Annotated in this window: 24 protein-coding genes; all 24 read left to right on the plus strand. The window is 43.1% G+C overall.

The genetic code is table 11. The features are described from left to right. Nucleotides 1-221 precede the first annotated feature (221 nt). Nucleotides 222-728 carry a terminase small subunit gene (locus tag EKM99_RS12320; protein ID WP_125583720.1) on the plus strand — a complete coding sequence of 169 codons (507 nt, stop codon included), beginning with the start codon at nt 222-224 and terminating at the stop codon, nt 726-728. Beyond that, nucleotides 725-2,035 carry a PBSX family phage terminase large subunit gene (locus tag EKM99_RS12325; protein WP_075168642.1) on the plus strand — a complete coding sequence of 437 codons (1,311 nt, stop codon included), beginning with the start codon at nt 725-727 and terminating at the stop codon, nt 2,033-2,035. The genes EKM99_RS12320 and EKM99_RS12325 overlap by 4 nt, the downstream gene beginning before the upstream one ends. Nucleotides 2,036-2,207: 172 nt before the next feature. Further along, nucleotides 2,208-2,552, plus strand: coding sequence for a hypothetical protein (locus EKM99_RS12330; protein ID WP_087051874.1), 345 nt, complete (start codon nt 2,208-2,210; stop codon nt 2,550-2,552). Beyond that, complete coding sequence (locus EKM99_RS12335; protein WP_125583721.1) at nt 2,506-4,296, plus strand: phage portal protein; 1,791 nt, start codon at nt 2,506-2,508, stop codon at nt 4,294-4,296. The genes EKM99_RS12330 and EKM99_RS12335 overlap by 47 nt, the downstream gene beginning before the upstream one ends. Beyond that, a complete protein-coding gene (locus EKM99_RS12340) occupies nt 4,217-5,152 on the plus strand; it encodes a structural protein (protein ID WP_225419863.1) in 936 nt (311 codons plus the stop codon). Before EKM99_RS12335 ends, EKM99_RS12340 begins: the two co-directional genes overlap by 80 nt. Before the next feature lie 212 nt (nt 5,153-5,364). Next, entirely contained in the window at nt 5,365-6,003 is a 639-nt protein-coding gene (locus EKM99_RS12345) for a DUF4355 domain-containing protein (protein ID WP_125583722.1), read from the plus strand. Between the two features lie 12 nt (nt 6,004-6,015). Further along, nucleotides 6,016-7,092, plus strand: a complete 1,077-nt coding sequence (locus EKM99_RS12350) for a phage capsid protein (RefSeq protein ID WP_125583723.1) — start codon at nt 6,016-6,018, stop codon at nt 7,090-7,092. A gap of 16 nt (nt 7,093-7,108) precedes the next feature. Further along, nucleotides 7,109-7,450 carry a hypothetical protein gene (locus tag EKM99_RS12355; RefSeq protein WP_125583724.1) on the plus strand — a complete coding sequence of 114 codons (342 nt, stop codon included), beginning with the start codon at nt 7,109-7,111 and terminating at the stop codon, nt 7,448-7,450. Further along, entirely contained in the window at nt 7,447-8,049 is a 603-nt protein-coding gene (locus tag EKM99_RS12360) for a hypothetical protein (protein WP_125583725.1), read from the plus strand. The genes EKM99_RS12355 and EKM99_RS12360 overlap by 4 nt, the downstream gene beginning before the upstream one ends. Before the next feature lie 4 nt (nt 8,050-8,053). Beyond that, entirely contained in the window at nt 8,054-8,374 is a 321-nt protein-coding gene (locus tag EKM99_RS12365; protein WP_087129282.1) for a hypothetical protein, read from the plus strand. A 2-nt stretch (nt 8,375-8,376) separates the two neighbouring features. After that, complete coding sequence (locus EKM99_RS12370) at nt 8,377-8,748, plus strand: hypothetical protein (protein WP_164511600.1); 372 nt, start codon at nt 8,377-8,379, stop codon at nt 8,746-8,748. Beyond that, the gene (locus tag EKM99_RS12375; protein ID WP_125583727.1) at nt 8,741-9,226 is read left to right on the plus strand and encodes a phage neck terminator protein; all 486 of its coding nucleotides are present in this window, start codon (nt 8,741-8,743) and stop codon (nt 9,224-9,226) included. Before EKM99_RS12370 ends, EKM99_RS12375 begins: the two co-directional genes overlap by 8 nt. A gap of 3 nt (nt 9,227-9,229) precedes the next feature. Further along, nucleotides 9,230-10,318 carry a hypothetical protein gene (locus EKM99_RS12380; RefSeq protein ID WP_125583728.1) on the plus strand — a complete coding sequence of 363 codons (1,089 nt, stop codon included), beginning with the start codon at nt 9,230-9,232 and terminating at the stop codon, nt 10,316-10,318. Nucleotides 10,319-10,331: 13 nt separating this feature from the next. After that, nucleotides 10,332-10,832, plus strand: coding sequence for a hypothetical protein (locus EKM99_RS12385; RefSeq protein WP_125583729.1), 501 nt, complete (start codon nt 10,332-10,334; stop codon nt 10,830-10,832). 179 nt (nt 10,833-11,011) lie between these two features. Further along, nucleotides 11,012-11,074, plus strand: a complete 63-nt coding sequence (locus EKM99_RS12390) for a putative holin-like toxin (RefSeq protein WP_232457175.1) — start codon at nt 11,012-11,014, stop codon at nt 11,072-11,074. A gap of 215 nt (nt 11,075-11,289) precedes the next feature. Continuing rightward, complete coding sequence (locus tag EKM99_RS12395; protein WP_086989670.1) at nt 11,290-11,919, plus strand: hypothetical protein; 630 nt, start codon at nt 11,290-11,292, stop codon at nt 11,917-11,919. Nucleotides 11,920-11,980: 61 nt separating this feature from the next. Next, nucleotides 11,981-12,178, plus strand: coding sequence for a hypothetical protein (locus EKM99_RS12400; protein WP_042253738.1), 198 nt, complete (start codon nt 11,981-11,983; stop codon nt 12,176-12,178). Then, on the plus strand, nt 12,178-16,038 hold the full coding sequence (locus tag EKM99_RS12405) for an NlpC/P60 family protein (protein ID WP_164511601.1): 3,861 nt from the start codon (nt 12,178-12,180) through the stop codon (nt 16,036-16,038). Before EKM99_RS12400 ends, EKM99_RS12405 begins: the two co-directional genes overlap by 1 nt. Further along, nucleotides 16,038-17,222, plus strand: coding sequence for a LysM peptidoglycan-binding domain-containing protein (locus EKM99_RS12410; protein WP_125583731.1), 1,185 nt, complete (start codon nt 16,038-16,040; stop codon nt 17,220-17,222). Before EKM99_RS12405 ends, EKM99_RS12410 begins: the two co-directional genes overlap by 1 nt. Beyond that, nucleotides 17,222-17,557 carry a phage baseplate plug family protein gene (locus tag EKM99_RS12415; RefSeq protein WP_042253745.1) on the plus strand — a complete coding sequence of 112 codons (336 nt, stop codon included), beginning with the start codon at nt 17,222-17,224 and terminating at the stop codon, nt 17,555-17,557. Before EKM99_RS12410 ends, EKM99_RS12415 begins: the two co-directional genes overlap by 1 nt. 5 nt (nt 17,558-17,562) lie before the next feature. Continuing rightward, nucleotides 17,563-18,495, plus strand: a complete 933-nt coding sequence (locus EKM99_RS12420; protein ID WP_125583732.1) for a hypothetical protein — start codon at nt 17,563-17,565, stop codon at nt 18,493-18,495. After that, complete coding sequence (locus tag EKM99_RS12425; RefSeq protein WP_125583733.1) at nt 18,488-18,901, plus strand: hypothetical protein; 414 nt, start codon at nt 18,488-18,490, stop codon at nt 18,899-18,901. The genes EKM99_RS12420 and EKM99_RS12425 overlap by 8 nt, the downstream gene beginning before the upstream one ends. After that, the gene (locus tag EKM99_RS12430; protein ID WP_125583734.1) at nt 18,898-19,296 is read left to right on the plus strand and encodes a hypothetical protein; all 399 of its coding nucleotides are present in this window, start codon (nt 18,898-18,900) and stop codon (nt 19,294-19,296) included. Before EKM99_RS12425 ends, EKM99_RS12430 begins: the two co-directional genes overlap by 4 nt. After that, entirely contained in the window at nt 19,280-20,515 is a 1,236-nt protein-coding gene (locus EKM99_RS12435) for a baseplate J/gp47 family protein (protein ID WP_164511602.1), read from the plus strand. Before EKM99_RS12430 ends, EKM99_RS12435 begins: the two co-directional genes overlap by 17 nt. The last annotated feature ends 3 nt before the right edge of the window (nt 20,516-20,518 follow it).

Below are 20,518 nucleotides of genomic sequence, written 5' to 3' on the forward strand. Positions count from 1 at the left end.
AACGGGACAACTTAATGTTCGGCCTGCTGATGGTGCTGCTCATTATTGTGCTGGGGGTGTGGCTACATGCAACACACTGAGTATGGCTACGTTAGCCCAGCAGAGGACCATTGCTGTCGTGACTTGGAGCGTTGGCTGGCTGATAAGAAGAAACGTGAGCGTCGTGCTAAGAAGCATGGCGCTTTTAGCTTGGAAAAGAAACGGAGGCGTGGTGGTATGTAATGAAACTAACAGTAAAACAACAAAAATTCGCTGACAATTATATCAAGTCCGGGAACGCCACTCAGTCCGCGATTGATGCGGGTTACAGCAAACATACATCTCGTTCTATTGGGCAAGAAAACCTGACAAAACCCGATATTAAAAATTACATCAAAGATAAGCTGGCTAAGATTGAATCGCATAAAATTATGGACGCTACAGAAGCCTTGCAACTGTTAACTAGTATTGCCCGAGGCGAAACAAAAGAGACAGTTATCTCATCAACGCCATTTGGCACAACTGAAGATGAAAAGACGGCTGATTTGAAAACACGTATATCAGCAATGAAAGAAATCCTAAAGCGTTATCCTAGTTCAGACAAGCTAATGAGTGCGAAAATTCGTAAGCTAGAAGCTGAGGCTGATGTGGCAGAACAAAAGGCTCGCGATGCTAGAAGCGGTGGCCAAGATGTTGGCAAGCAGTTTGACAAGATGTTCGAGCGGTTGAAGGAGGACAGCGACAAATGACAACTTATGCTGATTTGAAGTATACAAAGAAGCAAGTCGAAGTCTTCAAGCAGTTTGACCGTGACGACTGGTCGCTAATGATCAACAGTGGGGCCGTTGGTTCTGGCAAGACGGTCATTGACAATGACATGTTCTTGCGTGAGCTATTACGTATTGGCAAGTTAGCCCAATCAATGGACAAGAAAGCGCAATACATTCTAGCCGGATTTTCTAGTAAGACGATCGCTAACAACGTGCTGCAAGAAATCATGCAGGCTTACCCTATGCTTAATATTAAATTTGATGTGCATGGTGCTTTTGAATTGTTTGGCGTGCGTGTTGTACAAGCCTATACGGGTTCAATTGCTGGTATGGCATCTATTCGTGGTATGAATGCCTGGGGAGCTTATATCAATGAAATGTCACTAGCTAATGAACAAGCATTCACAGAAATTCGTAATCGTGTTCGTGGATTTGAAGGGGCTAGAATCATTGGTGATACCAACCCAGATACGCCAACCCATTGGCTTAAACGAAAGTACATTGATCAGGCTAAGGACGAGTCAAAAGGTATCATCTACAATCATTTCACGATGGACGACAATACATTTTTGCCTAAGAAGTACGTGCATGATATGAAGGCTCAAATGAGTGGCATGTTCTATGATCGCAGCATCTTAGGATTGTGGGTTGCTGGTGAAGGATTGGTTTATGGCGACTTCGATAAGTCCAAGAATGTTATCAGCCGCTCGGAATTTGATAAACGTACTGCAGATCAAACACTTAACTACTATTGTGGCGTCGATTGGGGCTACGAGCACGATACGTCGCTTGTGGTGCTTGCTGACGACAATCAGGGTAATACGTACTTGGTTGAGGAACACACCGGTAATTTACAACAGATTGACCATTGGGTTAGTGTCGCTAAGCAGATACAACAAGACTATGGGTACAATATTCCATTTTATTGTGACACGGCCCGGGTTGAACATATTGATGAGTTTCAAGCTAATCATATTAACGCATTGTATGCCTATAAGGCAGTGCTAAAAGGTATTGAAACGGTTGCCGGTAAAATTAAACAACGCCAGTTTATGGCTGTTCAAGAAGGCATGCAACAATTCTTGGATGAGGTTTATCAGTATGTTTGGAATGACAAAACGGGTGAGCCGGTTAAAGATCATGACCATGTCATGGACGCTGTACGATATGCGATTGCAACCAAGTTGTGGAATCAAAATAACAAACAACCGGATAACAGTTATAACGATCAGACTAAGTTATTAGCTGATAACGGATTGATCGATTATCCTGATGATTTTTGGTGATTTATTTGCATTCAAAATAGACACTCAAAATGGACAGTTGATTAAACAAATAAAAAGCAGGTTTTAAGCTTACAGAATTTGGATTTATAGGATATTCGGTCTTGTAAGCTGTAATGTCTATATAGAGTACACCTAGATTAGACATTACAGCATAGGTTTTGAGGTGACATTGATGGCAAAGCTAATGACAATGGAAGAGTGGAAAAAACAAGCAACTACCAAGGACACAGCACCGCTTGATATGAATGTGTTTGAACCAATGCTGAATGGCAAGCCACTAGAATTTACCGATAGAGGCATTACTTATTCAGTACCAATTGGTTTAGATGTTAAATATATTATTGAAGCGATGGCAGAATTGATTAATGAGAATATTAACGAACAAGATAAAGCGGTCAGCGACTCTAATAGGTTGCTGGCCGTTAAGTTTGCACACAATTATTGCCAACAACATGAAAGCGAGGTGAACAATGATGGCAGAGACAAACGACAAAACAGCTCACAGCCTGTCGATTAATCCTAAGCCAAACTCGATTAGTTTGTTAAATGGTAAGCGTTATGGTGGGCGATATTCGTTCGATACTAATCAAATATACAGCATTCCACAAGCAAGATGGGACGCTATTAAAGATACACCAGCGGCGTTTGAAGAGTTAGTGCAGTGGTACGTTAACGATCACTACACAAATCAATTGCCACGAATTCTTGAATTGGAACGTTATTACCAAGCAGATAATAACATTCATTACTGGTTGTCTAACAAGAAGAGCCATCGAGCAGATAACCGTATCTCTAGCGCATTGGCACGCTATATTACTAACATTCAAGTAGGATATGAGTTTGGCACGCCATTAACGTTCGGGTACCAAAACAAAGATGATGACACCGACACTGGTGAAGGGCCAATGCAAGCACTAGATGATTTTAATCAAACCAATGATGAGGCGTATCACGAAAAGATTATGGGCAAGAACTTAGCGAATACTGGTCGTGCGTATGAGCTGCTATATGTAGCAGACGGGTCAAAAGATCCACGAGTTACGGCAATCGATCCCAATAGTGCGTTCGTAGTCTGGTCTACCGACGTAGAACCCGTAGAACTATTTGCTGTGCGCTACTACGTCGTTAAGGTGGCAGATGAAACAAATTATCAAGTTGATGTCTATACGGATAAGAGCATTTATCACTTTACAGCGGGTGACGAACCCGATAGTGATTGGACTCTGACAGACACCGAAGAACACTTTTTTCAGCAAGTACCGTTAACTGAATATAGCTTAAATGAAGAACGCGTGGGCGCTTGGGAGACTAAACTCGATGAGATTGATGCCTATGACCAAGCGTTGTCTGAGATGGCTAACAGCCAAGAAGACTTTAGCAATTCAATGCTGATGATCAACGGAAAAGTTGCCAACAATTCCGGCAAGTCAGAGCAAAAACTAGGGCCAGACGGTCAGCCAGTTTACATTGACAACGTGAGTGGTGGATATACAAATGAATCCACAACCAACGGGAAAAGTAATGCACCCGTTATGGTTGAAAAGGTGCTTGATAGCAACACAAACGTTTTGTATCTACGGCCATATGTCCAAAAAAATCCAAACGGATCGCCAACTGTTGTGCCAACATCGGCAGCTTATCTGACTAAGTCGTTGAATGCTAGTGAGTGGCAAATTTATATTAACCAATTGTTATCCGACATTCATAAGGACACAAATACACCCGACACAACTGACCAAAACTTTGCAGCCAATGCATCGGGTGTTGCCATGGCTTACAAACTATGGGGTAGTGACCAAGAGATGGCTATGTCGGAAACACTTTATCAGCGTGGCATACGGCGCCGGTTGCGGTTGCTAATGACGTATTGGAGCTATCTCAAAAATAACGACGTTACGATCACCGCTGAAAACAATCCGTCCGACAATGTGACAATCACATTCACGCCTAATCTGCCTAAGAACAATCAGGAAACGATGACACTTATTCAAGGCCTCAATCAGACGGGCAAATTTTCTGCAGAAACATTGCGTAATTTGGCTGAACCGATTACTGGGATTCCGGCTGATCAAGAAAAACAACAAGTAGATGATGAGTCTGGCGATCAAGATGAACGAACAACAAATATGATTGCTGCTGCGCAAGCCAAACTGCAGAACGTGAATGGGGTAGGTGATAGCGTTGACAACGGTCAAGAAGGAGCGCCAGAAGATTCGCCAACTGGTCAAACAGGACAAGGCGAACAGTCAGACGATCAATAGCTTCTATCAGCAATCCTTAAGCATTATCGCCAACCATCTAAAAGAATTCTATAACGAGTACGCCGATGATAGTGGGTTAACTCTTAATCAAGTGTCGTCAGCAGTTAGTTCATGGGACACGCAACACTTTTACGCTGCCATTAACGAAATGTTAACGGACGTTCAACCCGACGATAAACTATCTAAGCAGTTACAGGCTGCTTATGTTAAAGCATCATTAACCAAGCGAGATATGTTGGGTGCAATGATTGGGGCTGGTATGAGTATTGCGACAGCGAGAAGCGAACTATATGGTGTCACAGAACTAAATAGACAGCGTTCGGCAGCGTATGCAGATAACTCTTCACGTTCGCAGCAAAACGTTCCACAGAGCACTGATCAGGCCGAATACGTGCAACGACTATGGATGCACCAAGATGTTATGGCTAATCGCATGATTGAGACCTTAAATAAAGGTCTGAGTCGAGGAATTTCGGTAACCGCAATGAACAAGCTAACTAGAAGCATTCCACAGTCGGGCGATCGAATTGATGATAACTTGGCAACACCAATGAATCAGCTATTATCTCGAATTGATGGATTGATGCAGACACAATCGGTTGAGAACACCAACGAAGGTAAACGACAAGCTTACGAAGATAGCGACGTTAAATTTGTAATGTGGCTAACCGAAGAAGACTACCATGTTTGTGATATTTGCCAACCATTAGACAAGCAGATATTTCCATTCGGCCAAGCACCGATTCCTCAAGAAGATACGCACCCACGTTGTCGATGTCAATTGGTAGCGTGCGATGAAGATGGCAATTTACTTGATGGCCAACTAGACGGTATGATGACAGGTGAATTTGATTAGGGGCGATTTCTTAGTAATAGCCCCTTAAAAACACTTACAAATAAGGGTAGTTAACAAATAATCAAAATTATAGGGGTTATTTATCTGCTTTATATGATAATAGCTCCTATTTTTGTGGGCTTTTTCTTACTTGCAGCCCTAAAAGAACAAGCAATTTAGTCATTCGGACTTTAACCGATCTAGTCTACGGACTTTAAAAAGGAGCTTTTACGATGAAGATGAACTTGCAATATTTTGCTGAACCTGGTGAAGAACCAAATCCAATCGATCCTGATAAGGAGCAGCAACAAGAACCTAAAGATCAGGAACCATCCGGTAAAGCATATTCACAAGATGACGTGAATAAAATGATGGGTGCTAAAGCTAAGCAGCTGGAAGAAAAGTTTAATGGTCAGCTGGAATCCCTGAAAGAAGAATGGATGTCCAAAGGGGAAGAACGCGCTGGTATGAATGCGCAACAGAAGGCCGAAGCAGAACTCAATGACAAGCGGCAAGCCCTGGCAGACCAAGAGAAACGATTGCAGGAACGACTAGACGCCGTTGATGAGAAAAATGCTTTGACTGCAACTAAGTCAGCCTTAACGGATAGCAAGATTCCTGTTGAATTTGCAGAATTCGTTACTTCTAAAGATGACGATGTACGTAAGAACAATATTGACAAGTTTATCGACTTGTTCAACAAGGCTGTTCAAGATAGCGTAGAACAACGCGTCCAGGGCACACATACGCCACAAAACGGTGGTCAAACAGTTCCAGGATCGCTGACACGCGAAGATTTTGCCAAGCTCAACATGGATCAGCAGACTCAAATTTATCGTGAGAATCCAGATTTATACAACAAACTTAAATAGGAGGTGTAGGTAATGGCTGTAATTAACGGCAATCCTACGAATTTTAGTAACTTAATTGAACCAACAGTCTTTTTAGACTGGATCTATCGTCAAAATACTCAAACTAATCGATTTGTTCAATCTGGTGTCTTGCAAAATGACCCAGTATTAGGTGGCCGATTGCTTCAACCGGGTCGGACAGTAGAAATCCCGGCAATGAACGACTTGTCCGGCGATGCTGATGAATGGAACGATACTAACGACATTCAAACGAATGGTGTCGATTCTGCGATGGAACACGGCATTAAGATGTATCAAAGCAAGTCGTTTGGTAATACTGACTGGGGCGATTTGATTTCTGGCGCAAGCACCCAGCAACAAATTGCCAATCGTTTTGGTAACTGGTGGACTCGCCAAGATACTGGTCTACTGCTGAATACGGTAAAAGCAACTTTCAACAACGCAGATATTGCAACTGCAAAGTCTTTCGGTGTTGGCTCTGAAAAGGAATTATCTGCCGCAGACTTTGTTAAGGCACTCGCACGTATGGGCGATACGATGGATAACACCTTATCGACATTAGTTGTTAACTCAGCAGCTTATTCAGAAATGCGTGAACAACAATTGATTGAATACCTGCAACCTGCTGGTGCAGCAACTCCAATTGCTACGTACCAAGGCATGAGTATCGTTCAAGATGATAGCATTCCAGTTGCTTCTGATGGAACTACTTATGCACTCATCTTCGGTCCAGGAGCCATTGATTATGCAACGGCTACGCCAGACAATGGTTTAGTCGTACAACGTGATGAATTCCAAAAGGGTGGCATGGTTGCCATCATTCAAAAACGGGTAGTAACTTGCCATGTGGCCGGCACTAACGTTGACTTAACGCAGACTAATCCTGACACCTACCAAGCTGATTTGAAGGCCGGCACTAAGCCACTGTTTGCCGTGTCTTATGATCCACGACAAATTCAATTGGTTAAGTATGGATTCAAGGTTGGTACAGACTATGTAGTGCCAACAATTAATGCGCCTAAGAAGGCAGCAATCACTGGATCAAGTTCTACAGGTAGTGGATCAAGTTCATCAGGTAGCGGCAAGTAGAAAAAGGTGATTAGGTATGGAAGACGCACTTATGCCGGAAAATATCAAGAGTGATATTAATATCTTCCAAGGATTTAGCGATGCTCATATTAAAGAGCGGTTAGATGACGCGGCGCTTAAGGCTAGTCACGATCAAATTTCAGAGGACGCGTTAATCAACGCCACAAGAGCTTGGACGCGTCATCTGCTATACAATGATTGGTTCATGAACTATGGTGGCGTTCAATCCGCAAGTACGTTTGGTAACTCGCAGACAATGGTCAACTTTAATGGATATGACGACTACCGTGCTGAGTATGATGACATCGTTGATGATTATGGTGTGTCGGACTCAATGGGAGCCGTGTGGACAGAATGACAGAAGACTTTGATAATACTGCAGAGGCAATTAGACGATTACAGGAGTTGCAGTCAGTTAGATTGTTCGTGGGTGTGCCGTGGCTTAATAATCATTTGAACATGATTGCTTTGGTCCAGGAATACGGTAAGACTATTGTTCCAGTCAATCGACAGTGGCTGGCGTTGCCAACACCGAACTCAGGTGATAAACGGCCAGCAGATTTTCAAAACCTTTTCTTCATGTTAGGAAAAACTGCTGATCAAGCCTATTTAGCCATGCCGGATACTAATAGTGGTTTTAAAATCATGTTTATTCTGCGCAAGAGTGTTGTGATTCCACCGCGGCCATTCTTGCGTTATTCGTTTAATCACCATCTCGGTCGGTGGACAGAGTTGGGAGCCGACTTGGCTTTTAAGTGTATGGTCGGTGAAATTGAGCCGAAAGATGTGTACTCAGTATTGGGAGAAGCGATGGTCAAAGACATTAAGCAAACCATTGCTGACTTCAGCACACCAAGGAACGCGCCATTAACTGCCAAGAATAAAGGATTTAATGATCCGTTAATTGATAGTGGAGAACTGCGTGACTCAATCACGTGGATTACAGAAAGGATTTGAGTTTATGAGTATGGAATTAGTTATTGTTGCAGCAAAGACGGGGACAGACGGTGCTTATATCACGCCAAGTCGTGACACGGAACAAACGAGTGACATTGCCTTCTTCCCAGAAAATGATCCAAAGGTTGTCAAGATTACGGGGTACGCGCCTGGTGATACAATTCCTAGCGGTAAATATTTTGCTGCTTTCTATAATCCAGACACTAAAAAGTTCCTGGGACAATTTGTGTCAGTATCTGGATTCACGGTTGCAGGCGAATCAACACCAAGTGATCTTAAAGTAACGCCAACCGATACTGGTGCTGAAGTCGCATCAGGCAACTAGCGATGAATTTTCAAAATTTTGGGAATTTTGGATTCATGAATGACATGTTAGCCGAAGACTTGACAGTCACCATTCCAGGTCATGACACCGGAGATTCTGATGAACTAGGCCGACCAATCATGGCCCCAGCTACGGTAAAAAAGGTGCATGAGCCGATTGTTAATTCGACTAATCCAAACATGACGTATACCCCAGAATTGGGCGGTCAATTGCCTGTAGGCACGCTTTATTGGCTATCAGGTCTAGTTGGCTGCCCCAAAGGAACAAAGGTGCAGCGAGCTTCTGGTGCGACCTATGAGGTCATTAATCACGGTGATGATTTTGCAGCTGGACGTGTGTACTACCAGTTGAAGGAGGCTGGCACTGATGAGTGAGTTCAACCTGTATGATGCTGTTTCAGCAGCACTCGTAAAACAAATTAAAACGTATATGCCACAAGTTACGGTTCGTCCGGAGAGTGTTAAAAACTTTACGCCTGATTATCCGTATGTCACGTACAAAATTTATGACGATTACGGACGAGTGCTATTTAATACCGTGAATGAAGAAATTTTTGATATTCACGTTCAATTTAAAGCCGTCTCAAATGACGAAGGAGAAGCTAAAACACTCGGGCACGAGTTGCGGAAGCTTTTTTTCTTGCAACAACCGGCGTATGAGCTATTTCAGCAACACATTGTTGCCAAGGATTGTAGCACGATTCCATCAACTGACACGTTTCTTGACGTTGATTGGCAGTTTATGTCTGGTGCTGACTACACGTTTGGTGTTCAAGACAACTTCACTGATGAGACACAAACGGGAAGTATTGCGAGTGTTGACCCGCAAATTAATACAAAAGGAGCTGAATAAATTTTGGCAATTAAACAAACAACAGACGTCCACTTTGTTGTTTCCATTCATGCGTTAAAGAACTCAGGTGGCACGCCAGCCGTTGGTATTGCAACTAAAGGGGCGGACGCAACAACTAAGGCGTCTATTTATACAGACTTATATAGTCTGTCAGCAGATTTTGATGAAACAACTGGCGTTTATTCCCAAGCGGAGGCAATGTTTGAAGCTGACAACTTCAAGGGTCCAGTGGAAGTTATCACCTATCCTAATGTTGACTCAACGACCCCAGCCAATGTTCAAACGACGGGAACAACTACTGGTGCAACTGTCACGGCAACGACCACACCTGGGATTGTGGTTGGCCTGACTGAACACTTATTTGATGGATTCAAGTATTTAGTTCTGGACGGGGCTACTGAAGCAGAGACTGAGGCCGTATCAGACTTTTTGTATGACAACCAACGTATCATGCTGGTTACGCAGCCTAAGTCGGTTACTGATCTCCAAACGTTGTCCACCCATGTTAAGGGCATTCAAACAAAAAAGAATTCACTTGGGAATACAGCAGCTATTGTTGAAACGGCTAGTGATCGTTTCGTGGCTGCTCAAGCGGCCGCATACGCTGCAGCCAACTTACCAGTTGATTTTCAGCACATTGGTAATCAGTCACAGTTCGAACCAGACGCCGATTTATCAACCGATGATTACGACACGATTGCTGCAGCTAATGGGACAGTAGTTGTAAACAAGTCTGGTGATTACATGTTGCTGAACGGCCTAGCTTTGGCTGGAAACTACGTCGACCAATTTGTTCATACGCAACTGGTCATCGATACGTTCCAGACGGCATTGCAGAAATATCTTAACCGTCATAACTTCCCAATTTTTAATGACGCCACGATTAAAGAAATGGCACAAACTATTGAAGCTTGCGGTCAGCAACTGCAACAGCAAGGCGTATTGGCTAGTGCTGTTCAAATTACTAGTGTGCCTCGTTCTAATGTGTCTAGCAGTGATGTGGCCGCACGTAAGTACAACGGATTCGGGTTCAATGTTCAGATTGCCGATGATATTGATACGATCAACGCCAAGATTGATTTGACACTTTAAGGAGGGATAAGTTATGGCAATCACTTTATCAAACGGAAAAGAAGTCAATTTATATTCCGCACGGTTCTTACACATTTATTTGTTGTGGAAAGGCCAATCGAAAGAATTAGGTGGCTTCCAAAACGGTGAAGCTTTTAGTTCACAACGTACGGCTGCAGATACAACTATGCAAGGCGATTTTCACTCAAACGTTATGTTCTTCGACACTGACGACGAGACAGGGACCCTAACGTTGAATACCTATCCTGGCACTTCAACAACTGATATTCTGTTCAATCTCTATCATTTACAACACGATGAAATGCAAGCAGGACTATTGAGTGCTGACCAAATGTTTGGCCTCAATATCGTCAATGATTCTACTGGTGAAAAGATCACTGCAGAAGGCTGCCGTTTAGCCGGCCTGCCTAATAACCAAGGTAATGAGCAAGCATACTCGCTGGCCTGGACGGTACTGGCAGGTTACTACCAAAACACCGGTGCCGATGTTGACGACTCAATGTTTAAAAACTAAAAGCGCACTAACCGTCCGTTAAGGGCAGATTAGCGCACTGTTTTCATGTTATACTGACTGAGCAAGAAGTTTTAAGGGCGGTGGCTGTCTTTTCCCTTGTGAGGTGGGGCCCATGGGAACATGGAATAATCTTCAGGAAGGTTTCACAGTCAATGAGCGTCTTCCAGACACTCTCGTTGATGTTGCTGTTTGGCACGTTTTTAATCGCGCTACTCAGCTATATCGACAAAAGGAACAAATAAAAAAGCCGCCCTGCTCAACTTTGGTAGGTTGCAGGACGACAAAATTATCGTTTGAATAACTTGCCACCGCCTTTGAAGCGGCTTGCAGGGGTCGGTGTGATAGCACCGACCTTTTTCTATGCCCATATTATAACACATTTTCAAATCGCAATCTCACAAATAGACTATGAGGTCACCAGACGGTGTCCTCTTTTTAATTAAGGAGAGACTTTTATATGTCAGAAAAAGATGAACAAGCTATTGCAGCGTTTATGGATAATCAATTTGAACGAACGGTAGAATATACCGATTCGAAGGGTGACAAGAAGACACGTAAGATCACGCTACAAGATCCTGGATTTGATATTGCCTCACAAGCAATTGATGCCCTAAACGTTGGTGAAGATACCGGAGACGCAGGTCGACTGTTTGACCTTATTATGCACAACGTATTAGTTAATCCACATATGGATTATGAATCATTGAATGCAGAAGTTCCAGACGACATTAAGAAGAAAACCGTTACTAAGAAAAATCGTAGCGGTAAAGACGTGCATATCAACATGGTTTGGCCAGGTTATCGTACTGCTTTGCAGATTGTTTTCATGTCAACGCGGCCATCTGGGGCATCTAATATGAACGGTACGATGACCAAGCTTAATAGTGAAGTTTTCCGCACAGATAAGAATGAAGTACTTAAGATGAACTTCTGGGACGCTACAGGAGATGGCAGTGGACTAGGTATGATTGCCATGCAGGAAGCTACGAAGTTCTTAGCAGAAATCACGGACCGTAACGGTGACCAATCGGTATTAGGTAAAGCGTTTCAATTTCTTATGGAGTCGTTACAACAAGTTAAACTCTAAGTTTACCGACGCTCATGGCAATGTTGATCAGTCATTATTAGACAAGGTGGTTGACAAGCGCATGGCTTTTGTTAACCCAGCGCTGTTTCTAGGAATGACAGAACATGATATACGGCAACAGACCCAAGATGAATTTTTGGTTAGCAATGAAATTGCTGAACGGATTGGTAAGGAATTAAAAACAATCATTGCAAAAGGCGTGTCTGATGGAGTCCTGATGGCACTAGGGAAAATATTAGGTCAGAAAGGAGGAAAATGATGGCAGAAACTAAAGAGTTGCGGCATGCCGGTATTGGCATTGATCTTAAGGTCAATGGACTAGAGGAATTTCGTAAGGCAAACTCGATGCTTGATGACTTCATGCGTTCGTTTCATGAAATCACTGGTCAGGCTGATAAACTAAAAGAATCACTAGGTTCTGGGCTTAACATATCTCGTGATGTTAATCAGTCTAAAGACAGCATGGCTGGATTTCGAAGTGAGTTCCGCAAGACTGCCCAGCAGGCTGATACCTTTAAACACAATCTGGACTTTTCCAATGTAGGGGCTAAAGACACTGAATCGATGCGTAAGCTCAACGATCAAGTCGGCAAGCTACGTTCTGACAAGATTACGCATATCAAGACTGAGATGCAGGGATCAAATAAGTCAACTAACGATGGTTCTGAGGCAATTAAAAAATATAGTAATCACGTAGATGAAGCTCATCATCGCATGCGTCGGCTACATGATATTATCTTCGGCAGCTTTGTAGGAACAGCCATTTCTAATGGCTTGCAGAACATGGCATCGGGTATTCAAAACGTCGTCAAATCGGGCTATGAATTAGCTGAAGGTGGCGAACAAATTCGCAATCAGTGGAAAGATATTGGGCTAAGCAAAGCGCAAGCCAAGGGCATGACCGATCAGATTGGTGAGATTCGTAGTAAGTCAAATATGGCTGGTTCAGCAATTGATGCGATGCAAAAGAAGTTTTATGCAGTGACGAACAGTGTGCCACAGGCAAAGAAGTTTACGAATGAAATTGCAGCGTTCGGTGCAGCTGCAAACAAGTCCAGTCAGCAGATTCAGCAAATCTCTATGGGTGTTGCTAAATTAGCTGGATCTAAGAAAGTTTCGGCTGGATTTTTTCAACGTTCAATTGGACAGCTACCAGCATTCCAAAAAGCAATCATTTCAGCTAGCGGCATGACAACCAAGGCCTTTAACGATCAGTTGAAGAATGGCAAACTGACTGGTGCTAAGCTACAGCAGTACATGACAACTGCCGCTAAGATGAGCAGTAAGGAATGGGCCAATTTTAGCAAGACGACTAAGGGGCAACTGGCCGGAATTGAAGGGACTTGGCAAAACTTAAAAGCAAAATTCGCTGGTCCCCTCGTTGAGGGTATGGCTAAGGCCTTAGAATCGGTTGATAGCAAGAAAGGTGGCCTAGGCGACGTTAAAAAGCAATTGCAAGGCATTGCAGAAGCTTTGGGCGCTAAGATGGGCAATTATATTGGTGAGGCCATCAAATTCTTGGTTAAAAACCGGAAGGCTTTGTCTGAGATCGCTAGTTCTGTATTTACCATTGGTAAAAATTTAGCTATTGGGGCCTGGAAGCCTATTGCGTCGATCATCAAAACTATTGGTGGCCAAAGCGGCAAAGCTTCTAAAGGTTTGCGTGGATTTGGGGACGCGTTAAATGCTATTTCTAAACACAAGAGTGCTATTCAGTCTGTAGGTAAGGTTCTTATGGGTGCATTTGCCGCCAAGAAGCTTTTAGAAATGGGTAGCGGGATTCGGGGACTAAGAGAGAGCATTTTAAAGTTCACATCATCAACGAGATTAATGGGAGCAGCCATTAAATTACTTCCCTGGGCTTTGTGGATTGCAGGTATTACTGCGGCAATTGTAATCTTAGTTAAGCTATACCAGCATGATAAAAAATTCCGCAAGTTTGTTAATGGCATTATGGCATCAGTTAGAAAGATGGTTAAGTCGTTTAAAAATTTGTGGGGAGACGCCAAAGGTATCTTTAAAAATGGATTTAAGACAATTGAAAGCATCGTTAATGTTGGGATTGATGTTATAACTGGCAATTGGAAAGACTTTAAGAAAGACGGCGTTAAGCTGATCAAATCATTTTGGTCCTTAGCCAAAGACGTCTTTAAGGCTGACTTTGACTATATCAATGATCTGACTGGTGGAAAATTAGGAAAAATGACTAAGGCATTTAGCAATACTTGGAAAGATATTGGCAAGGGCTGGAAATCATTTTGGAATGGTATATCTGATTGGTTCGGCGATCTCTGGAAAGGTATCGTTAAACACGTTCAAGATGGTATCAACAACGTCATCAAAGTTCTTAACTCAGGAATCAGCGGTATTGATTCAGTCATTCACGCATTTGGTGGATCTAGCAAAGCAATTGGAACGATTAATCCAGTTCACTTAGCAACAGGGACCGGTGCTTTATCTGGTCAGCGTAGAGCGATTACTAAGCCAACCATGGCTATGTTGAATGATGGACATGATTCGCCAGAAACTGGTAATCGAGAAATGCTAATTCACCCTAATGGTATGGGCGAACTGATTAAGGGAACCAATGTTATGCGCATGTTAGAGCCGGGCGCTGAAGTGTTGAATGCCACGGAATCTAAAATGGCTATGAGCATGCAACACTTTGCTTCGGGTACTGGCTTCTTTAGTAATCTATGGAAGGGGACTAAAAAGGTGGCTGCTGACGCAGTCGGCGGTGTCGAATCAGGCATTTCAGGAATTGGTAACTTTGCGTCGAAAGCTTGGCATGGTGCGACACACTTGCTGAGCACGATTCAAAAGATTATTGCCGGACCCGGCAAGTATTTAAATAGTCTTATGGGTAAGAAGCCATCAGGACAAGGCACTATTCTTAGCGACTTTGCCGGTGGCTTTTATAATTCCATGAAAAAGCAAGCCTCGACTTGGTGGTCCTCACTCTGGTCAATGGCATCTGGGGTTCTCGATGATTCTGGATCAGCCTCAGGCTTACTTGCTGCGGTAGAAAAATACGGTAAGGGAAAGAAATACGTTTGGGGTGCAACTGGGCCTAATACGTTTGATTGTTCTGGATTGGTCATGTATGCCCTGAAGCATGCGTTCGGTATTGATTATCCGCATTTTTCGGGTTCACAAATTGCTAAAGCCAAGAGTATCAGCAAAGGCGACTTGAAACCGGGTGATTTGGTCGGAAATAACGAACACATTGGGGTCTATGCTGGTAACGGTAAGTATTGGTCAGCTATGAGTCCAACTAGTCATCCGAACGTTGGCATGAGTTCGCTGTCATACTTCCCAGGAACGCCTAAATTTGGTCGGGTACCTGGAACTGAAGATAAGTCCAAGAACAATACCAAGTCCGGTGGCAGCGCCTTACAAAAGCTCATTAAACAGGAAACTGGTGGCATGATGGGCTGGATTGAAAAACACTTATCACCTTTGCTGGATTCTGGCGGCGATGCCAGTGGCGGAAGCGTTAGCAGCGCGTTAATTCGCAAAGCAGCATCAATGATGGGAGTTCACCCGAGTGGGGCGGATATTGCCAATATTGAACGGGTCATTCAACACGAATCTGGTGGGAATGCTAAAGCTATTAATAAATGGGACTCTAATGCTAAGGCCGGAACACCATCTAAAGGTATTTTGCAGTTCATTGATCCGACCTTTCAGCATTATGCAATGAAAGGCCACAAGAACATTTACTCTGACTTGGATCAGCTTTTGGCCATGTTCAATGATACTAACTGGCGCTCCGATGTTCACACTGGTGGCTGGGGTCCAACTGGTGCCGTTCGCCGGGAAAAAGGTGGAAAACTAGCTAAGAATCAATTATCAGTAGTCGGTGAGAAAGGCTGGGAACTGTTTAATCCGGATAATTCCGGTGTAGTCATTCCTCATGAAGCTTCGGAAAAACTTATTAGTGGTGGTAGTAAGGGTAAAGTAACCATTAGTGCGCCCACTAAGGTGGTTATTCAAGGCAACGCTGACAAGTCAGCAATTGACGAGTTAGATAGCCGGTTAGAAAAACGTAATGATGATTTAGTTGAAAAGTTCCGCGAACTTTGGGGACTAAATGATGAAGGAGGGCTTAATGTCTAATGGCTAGCAAAACGAAGAAGCTTAATTTAAAGGGTAAGAGTGACAAGAAGATTGCCAACGAAGCCCAGAAATGGAAGAAAACCGTTTCTGCTGATGCAGCCAAGATTTCCAAGGCCGGTAAGGCGATTACTGCTGCCGAAAAGAAAATTGATACGGCTAATGACTATTTAAACAAAGCCAATGGCTATAAAGCTAAGAGTTCAGCTTACGACGCTCTTGAAACTCGAATCGAAGCGCAAGAGAAGTTGATTGCTAAGACAAAGAGTTCGTCCAAGAAGAAAACAATTACTTCCAAAATTACGTCACTGAAAAAAGATAAAAAATCATTAGTAAGTGATATGAAGAAGATTGCTTCCTCAGCTGGTTACCAGAAACAAATGTCAGCAAAAACCAAAGCACAAGCGAACATTAAAACGGAAAAAAGCAAGATTAGCAGTCTAAAGACTAAGAAGTCTAAAGACAAAAAAATTTATGGTCAATATTCTTCTACAAATACTGCACGCAAGTTAGTTGCACGGAAAAAACTTCAAAAGGCTAATGGAAAGAGTATTCGATCCAAGATTAAAGTGGTCAAGAAAAATTATGGTGGTCAAACGGCTATCTATCGTGCTGATTTAAAGACTAGTCGAGTATTTATGCTAGGGGAATTTGATCCGTCAGAAACTAACGACCAAGATGTGCCAACTAATGCAGTTGACAAGTCTGATCCACGAACTAACTACAGCGTACGTAATTCTAAACAGTTATCGGGGACTTACTATTTATTTGGTAAGTCTTTTTCTGATTGTGATAAGCAGTATGAAATCTTACAAGGTTGGGCACGTAAGGGCGTTGAGGTCACTGTACGAGGCTTCTCTAAGTGGAATCATGCTTACTTATCATCGGTTGGTAAGACGGCTTATACAGCAGGCAATAAAAATAGCATGCAGCTATCAATTACCTTCACGTATGCCCAAAAAGACAAAATTGCTTATGCCAAGAAAAAGACTAAAAAGAAGTCGAAGTCTTCGACGGGAGCAAAGACCGGTACCAAGAAAACAACGCACAAAACGGTAACGGTAAAGTCTGGTATGACTTATTGGTCAATTGCCCAAAGCCATAATGTGTCAGTTTCCAGCCTGGAAAAGATGAATAAGTGGCCCGCTGCTAAGTTGCCAATTGGTGTGAAAGTGAGGTATCAGTAATGACCGTTCATGACACGATACCAATCGAACCAGATGATATGCCATATAATCGCCAAGTGGATTTAGACTCCGGAAGTTATATCTTTGGATTTCAGTGGAATGAAATTGATCGTACCTTTACGATAGACGTTTCTACGCTTGATGGTGTTGCTATTCGTCAAGGCGAAGTGCTGGTGCTTAACCAACCACTTTGGCGTAATATTAACATTGATGGCTTGCCGGCAGAAACGATTATTCCTCTGGACGAGTCCGGAAATGAAATTGAAATTGATCCAGGCAATCTGGGTGATACCGTTAATTTATGTATTGATGATATTCCTGATGGCGAGGTGTGATTGCAATGTCAGTAAAAGTTAAAAGCGACGGTTACTATTGGGGATATACGACAACTATCGTGATTACTCACAACGGGGCCAAACTCACTTTATCTGAAAAAAACAGTGTTCCGATCAATTATGAAGTACCGTCTGATGACGGTGGCAGTCCGGCAACATGTACAGTCACCGTTTTTAATTTGGCCAAAACACACCTCAATAAGATTCATAAAGGCGACCATATAACGTTGCATACGGGGCCAACAGGGCTCTATGGTCTACTTACCGAGGGGACCATTTCGCAAGTCTCACCGGAGACGAGAGACGGCATGGATAAGGAAACACAGATTACGTTCACTGAAGGTAAAGACTACAGCAAAGAAAAACGATTGTATAGCAAATTTAATGGATCGAAAACGGTTACACATAAGGTTAAGACGAGCGACGGCAAGACAATTTCTTATCAAACTAAGCAAGTTAAAAAGGTAAACATTGCCTTTAAAAAGAATGTTAAAGCTAGTCAAATTATCGCAAGGATTAAACGCGACGCTAAGATTGACATTGCCACAGTGCATTTAAAAAAGAACAAGGTTTACAAGAAAGGCTACTCGCTTTCATCTAAGCCATTGGCCGCTATTAAATCAATCGCTAAGGATTGTGGGAGCAAGGTCTACTATCGACGAGGTGCAATTTATATTGATGATTGGCAGAAGCCTAACCCATACAATGAGCACTTATATCTAGCGATGACTAATGGGCTAACGCAAGAGCCAACCTATAACAGCACTGACGATGGTTCAGCAACCTGGACGCTAGAGTGTTTCGATGATCCACGAATACTAGCTGGCTCAGCTGTCTATGTAAAATCGACGGAGATTACTGGATTGAAACGAGTTAAGAGCGTTACCCATACGCACGATCGAGATAGTTACAAAATGGAGGTGGTTGTTTATGCCTAAAGTTAAAAAGAAAGTGGTTGATCCCAAGCACAAGATGTCTGATTTTCTGGAAAAAGAATTAATCCCGTTGATTTCATCGCAGATTAATTGCAACATGATTGGCCGGGTCATTTCATACAGAAAAACTGATCATCGTTGTAGTGTTCAACCGTTGCCGCTACAGTCTGACGGGGACAAGCGTGCGCCTCTAGTTGAGTGCGTGGTGCCATCGTCAATTTGGCAGCTTGATGAAGTTCTTGGGAAACTAAGCAAAAGTTGGAAGCCAATGAAAGTCGGTTCAGTTGTGAGCGTTGACTTTTGCGACCGTGAAATGGACAACTGGACGGGTAAGAGCAACTATGCAATTGAAACCAAACGGGTTCACAGCCTACAAGACACAATTGTACAGGCGGTGATTTTGTCATGATTGCTTTTGGATTAGACGACACCGGTGACTTGGATTTTGATGCCAACACTGGTGTTTTTAATTTGGTTGAAGATGACGATGAATTGGCACAAAAGCTAAGCTTACTGCTAAACATCAACACGGCAGAACTCCTGTGGAACGAGGATATTGGGATTGACCATAATGATCTACTAGCTAATGCAGACGATCAAGGGGTTATCCAGTCAATTCTCGCTGATTACTTACAAGAACAATGGCCCGAAGAGTTTGATGCGGTTGAGATCACTGATTTTCAGGTGAATGCTGAACAGCGAATCACTAACTTGTCAGCGACAGTAACCCTTAATGGCGGCACCACAATTGCGGCAACAGTCGGAGTAGACGTAGGAGGCGATGTTGATGCCACTAACGACTGATACAGGATTTGACCGAGAAGAATTAGACGACTTACGTGATGATATTAATGCGCTATTCATTAAGCGGTTTGGTGATGGCATTGACTTAGATGACAGTCAGACGCCCGGCATGCTGGCAGGCGTGTTATCTGAGGCAGACGATACATTGGAAAAACTGGCCCAAGGCGTTTATAACTCATTCTTTGTGCTGAAAAGTTCCGGTGCTAACTTAGACGACTTGGCGGCAGAACTTAAGGTCTATCGTAAGCCTGCAGTGAATGCTTATGTAGACTTGCGAATTGACGGGTACGTAGACCCAGATTCACCAACAATCATTCCAGAAGAAACACAATTTTCCACACCAGATGGACAGGTATTTTCGACCATGGCTGACACGAAGATTACACAACAAGCTACTTACGTTGATAGTGGGGGTAATACGCAGCCATTAGAAGATGACGACGGTAATGTATTAGGCCGGCAAATCGTTCAAGCGGTAGCCATCGAGACGGGCACAGCTTCGAACGTTATGCCCAATACGGTCATTAATCCGGAAGACTCAATTGACGGTTTTTATGCGGTGACAAATCCTTCCGCAGCAACCGGTGGTGGTGATCCAGAAACGGATGACGAGTTACGTCAGCGCGTACTAGCTAACCGTTTAAATACACCCAATTCAACGCCAAATGGCATTCAAACCGCTATTAAAAATCTATCCGGGGTTACCGACGTCCGACTGATTAACAACAACACAATGAGCAAAGATAGTTACGGCAATCCGGCCAAGTCAGTACATTTGTATGTCATTGGCGGTGCTGATGCTGACATTATCCAAACTTACTTTGATTACTTACCACCACAATCCAACACGATTGGCTCAGTGATGGGAACTGCAACGGATATTGGTGGCCGTCAGCACATTGTGGCTTTTGATCGAGCAGAAACGGTCCCTGTCTTCATTAAAGTCGATATTCATATTGATGATACAAAGTTTGATACGGACAATGGACCGGCCAGTATTAAAACAAACATCATTAATTACTTCGACACATTGGGCATGGGCGATAAGGTACTTTATTCTAAACTATTTGCTCCCGCGTATTCGCCGGTTGGTGTCACTGATGTGGCACTAACACTGGGAACCAGTTTAGATAAATTAACTGAGGCCGATGTAAGTGTTAGTGATTTTCAACTAGCGGTAACCAGTTCAACTAATATCACGGTCAATATAATCGAGTGAAGG

Origin of the sequence: Levilactobacillus cerevisiae (assembly GCF_003946245.1) — a bacterium.
GTDB lineage: Bacteria > Bacillota > Bacilli > Lactobacillales > Lactobacillaceae > Levilactobacillus > Levilactobacillus cerevisiae.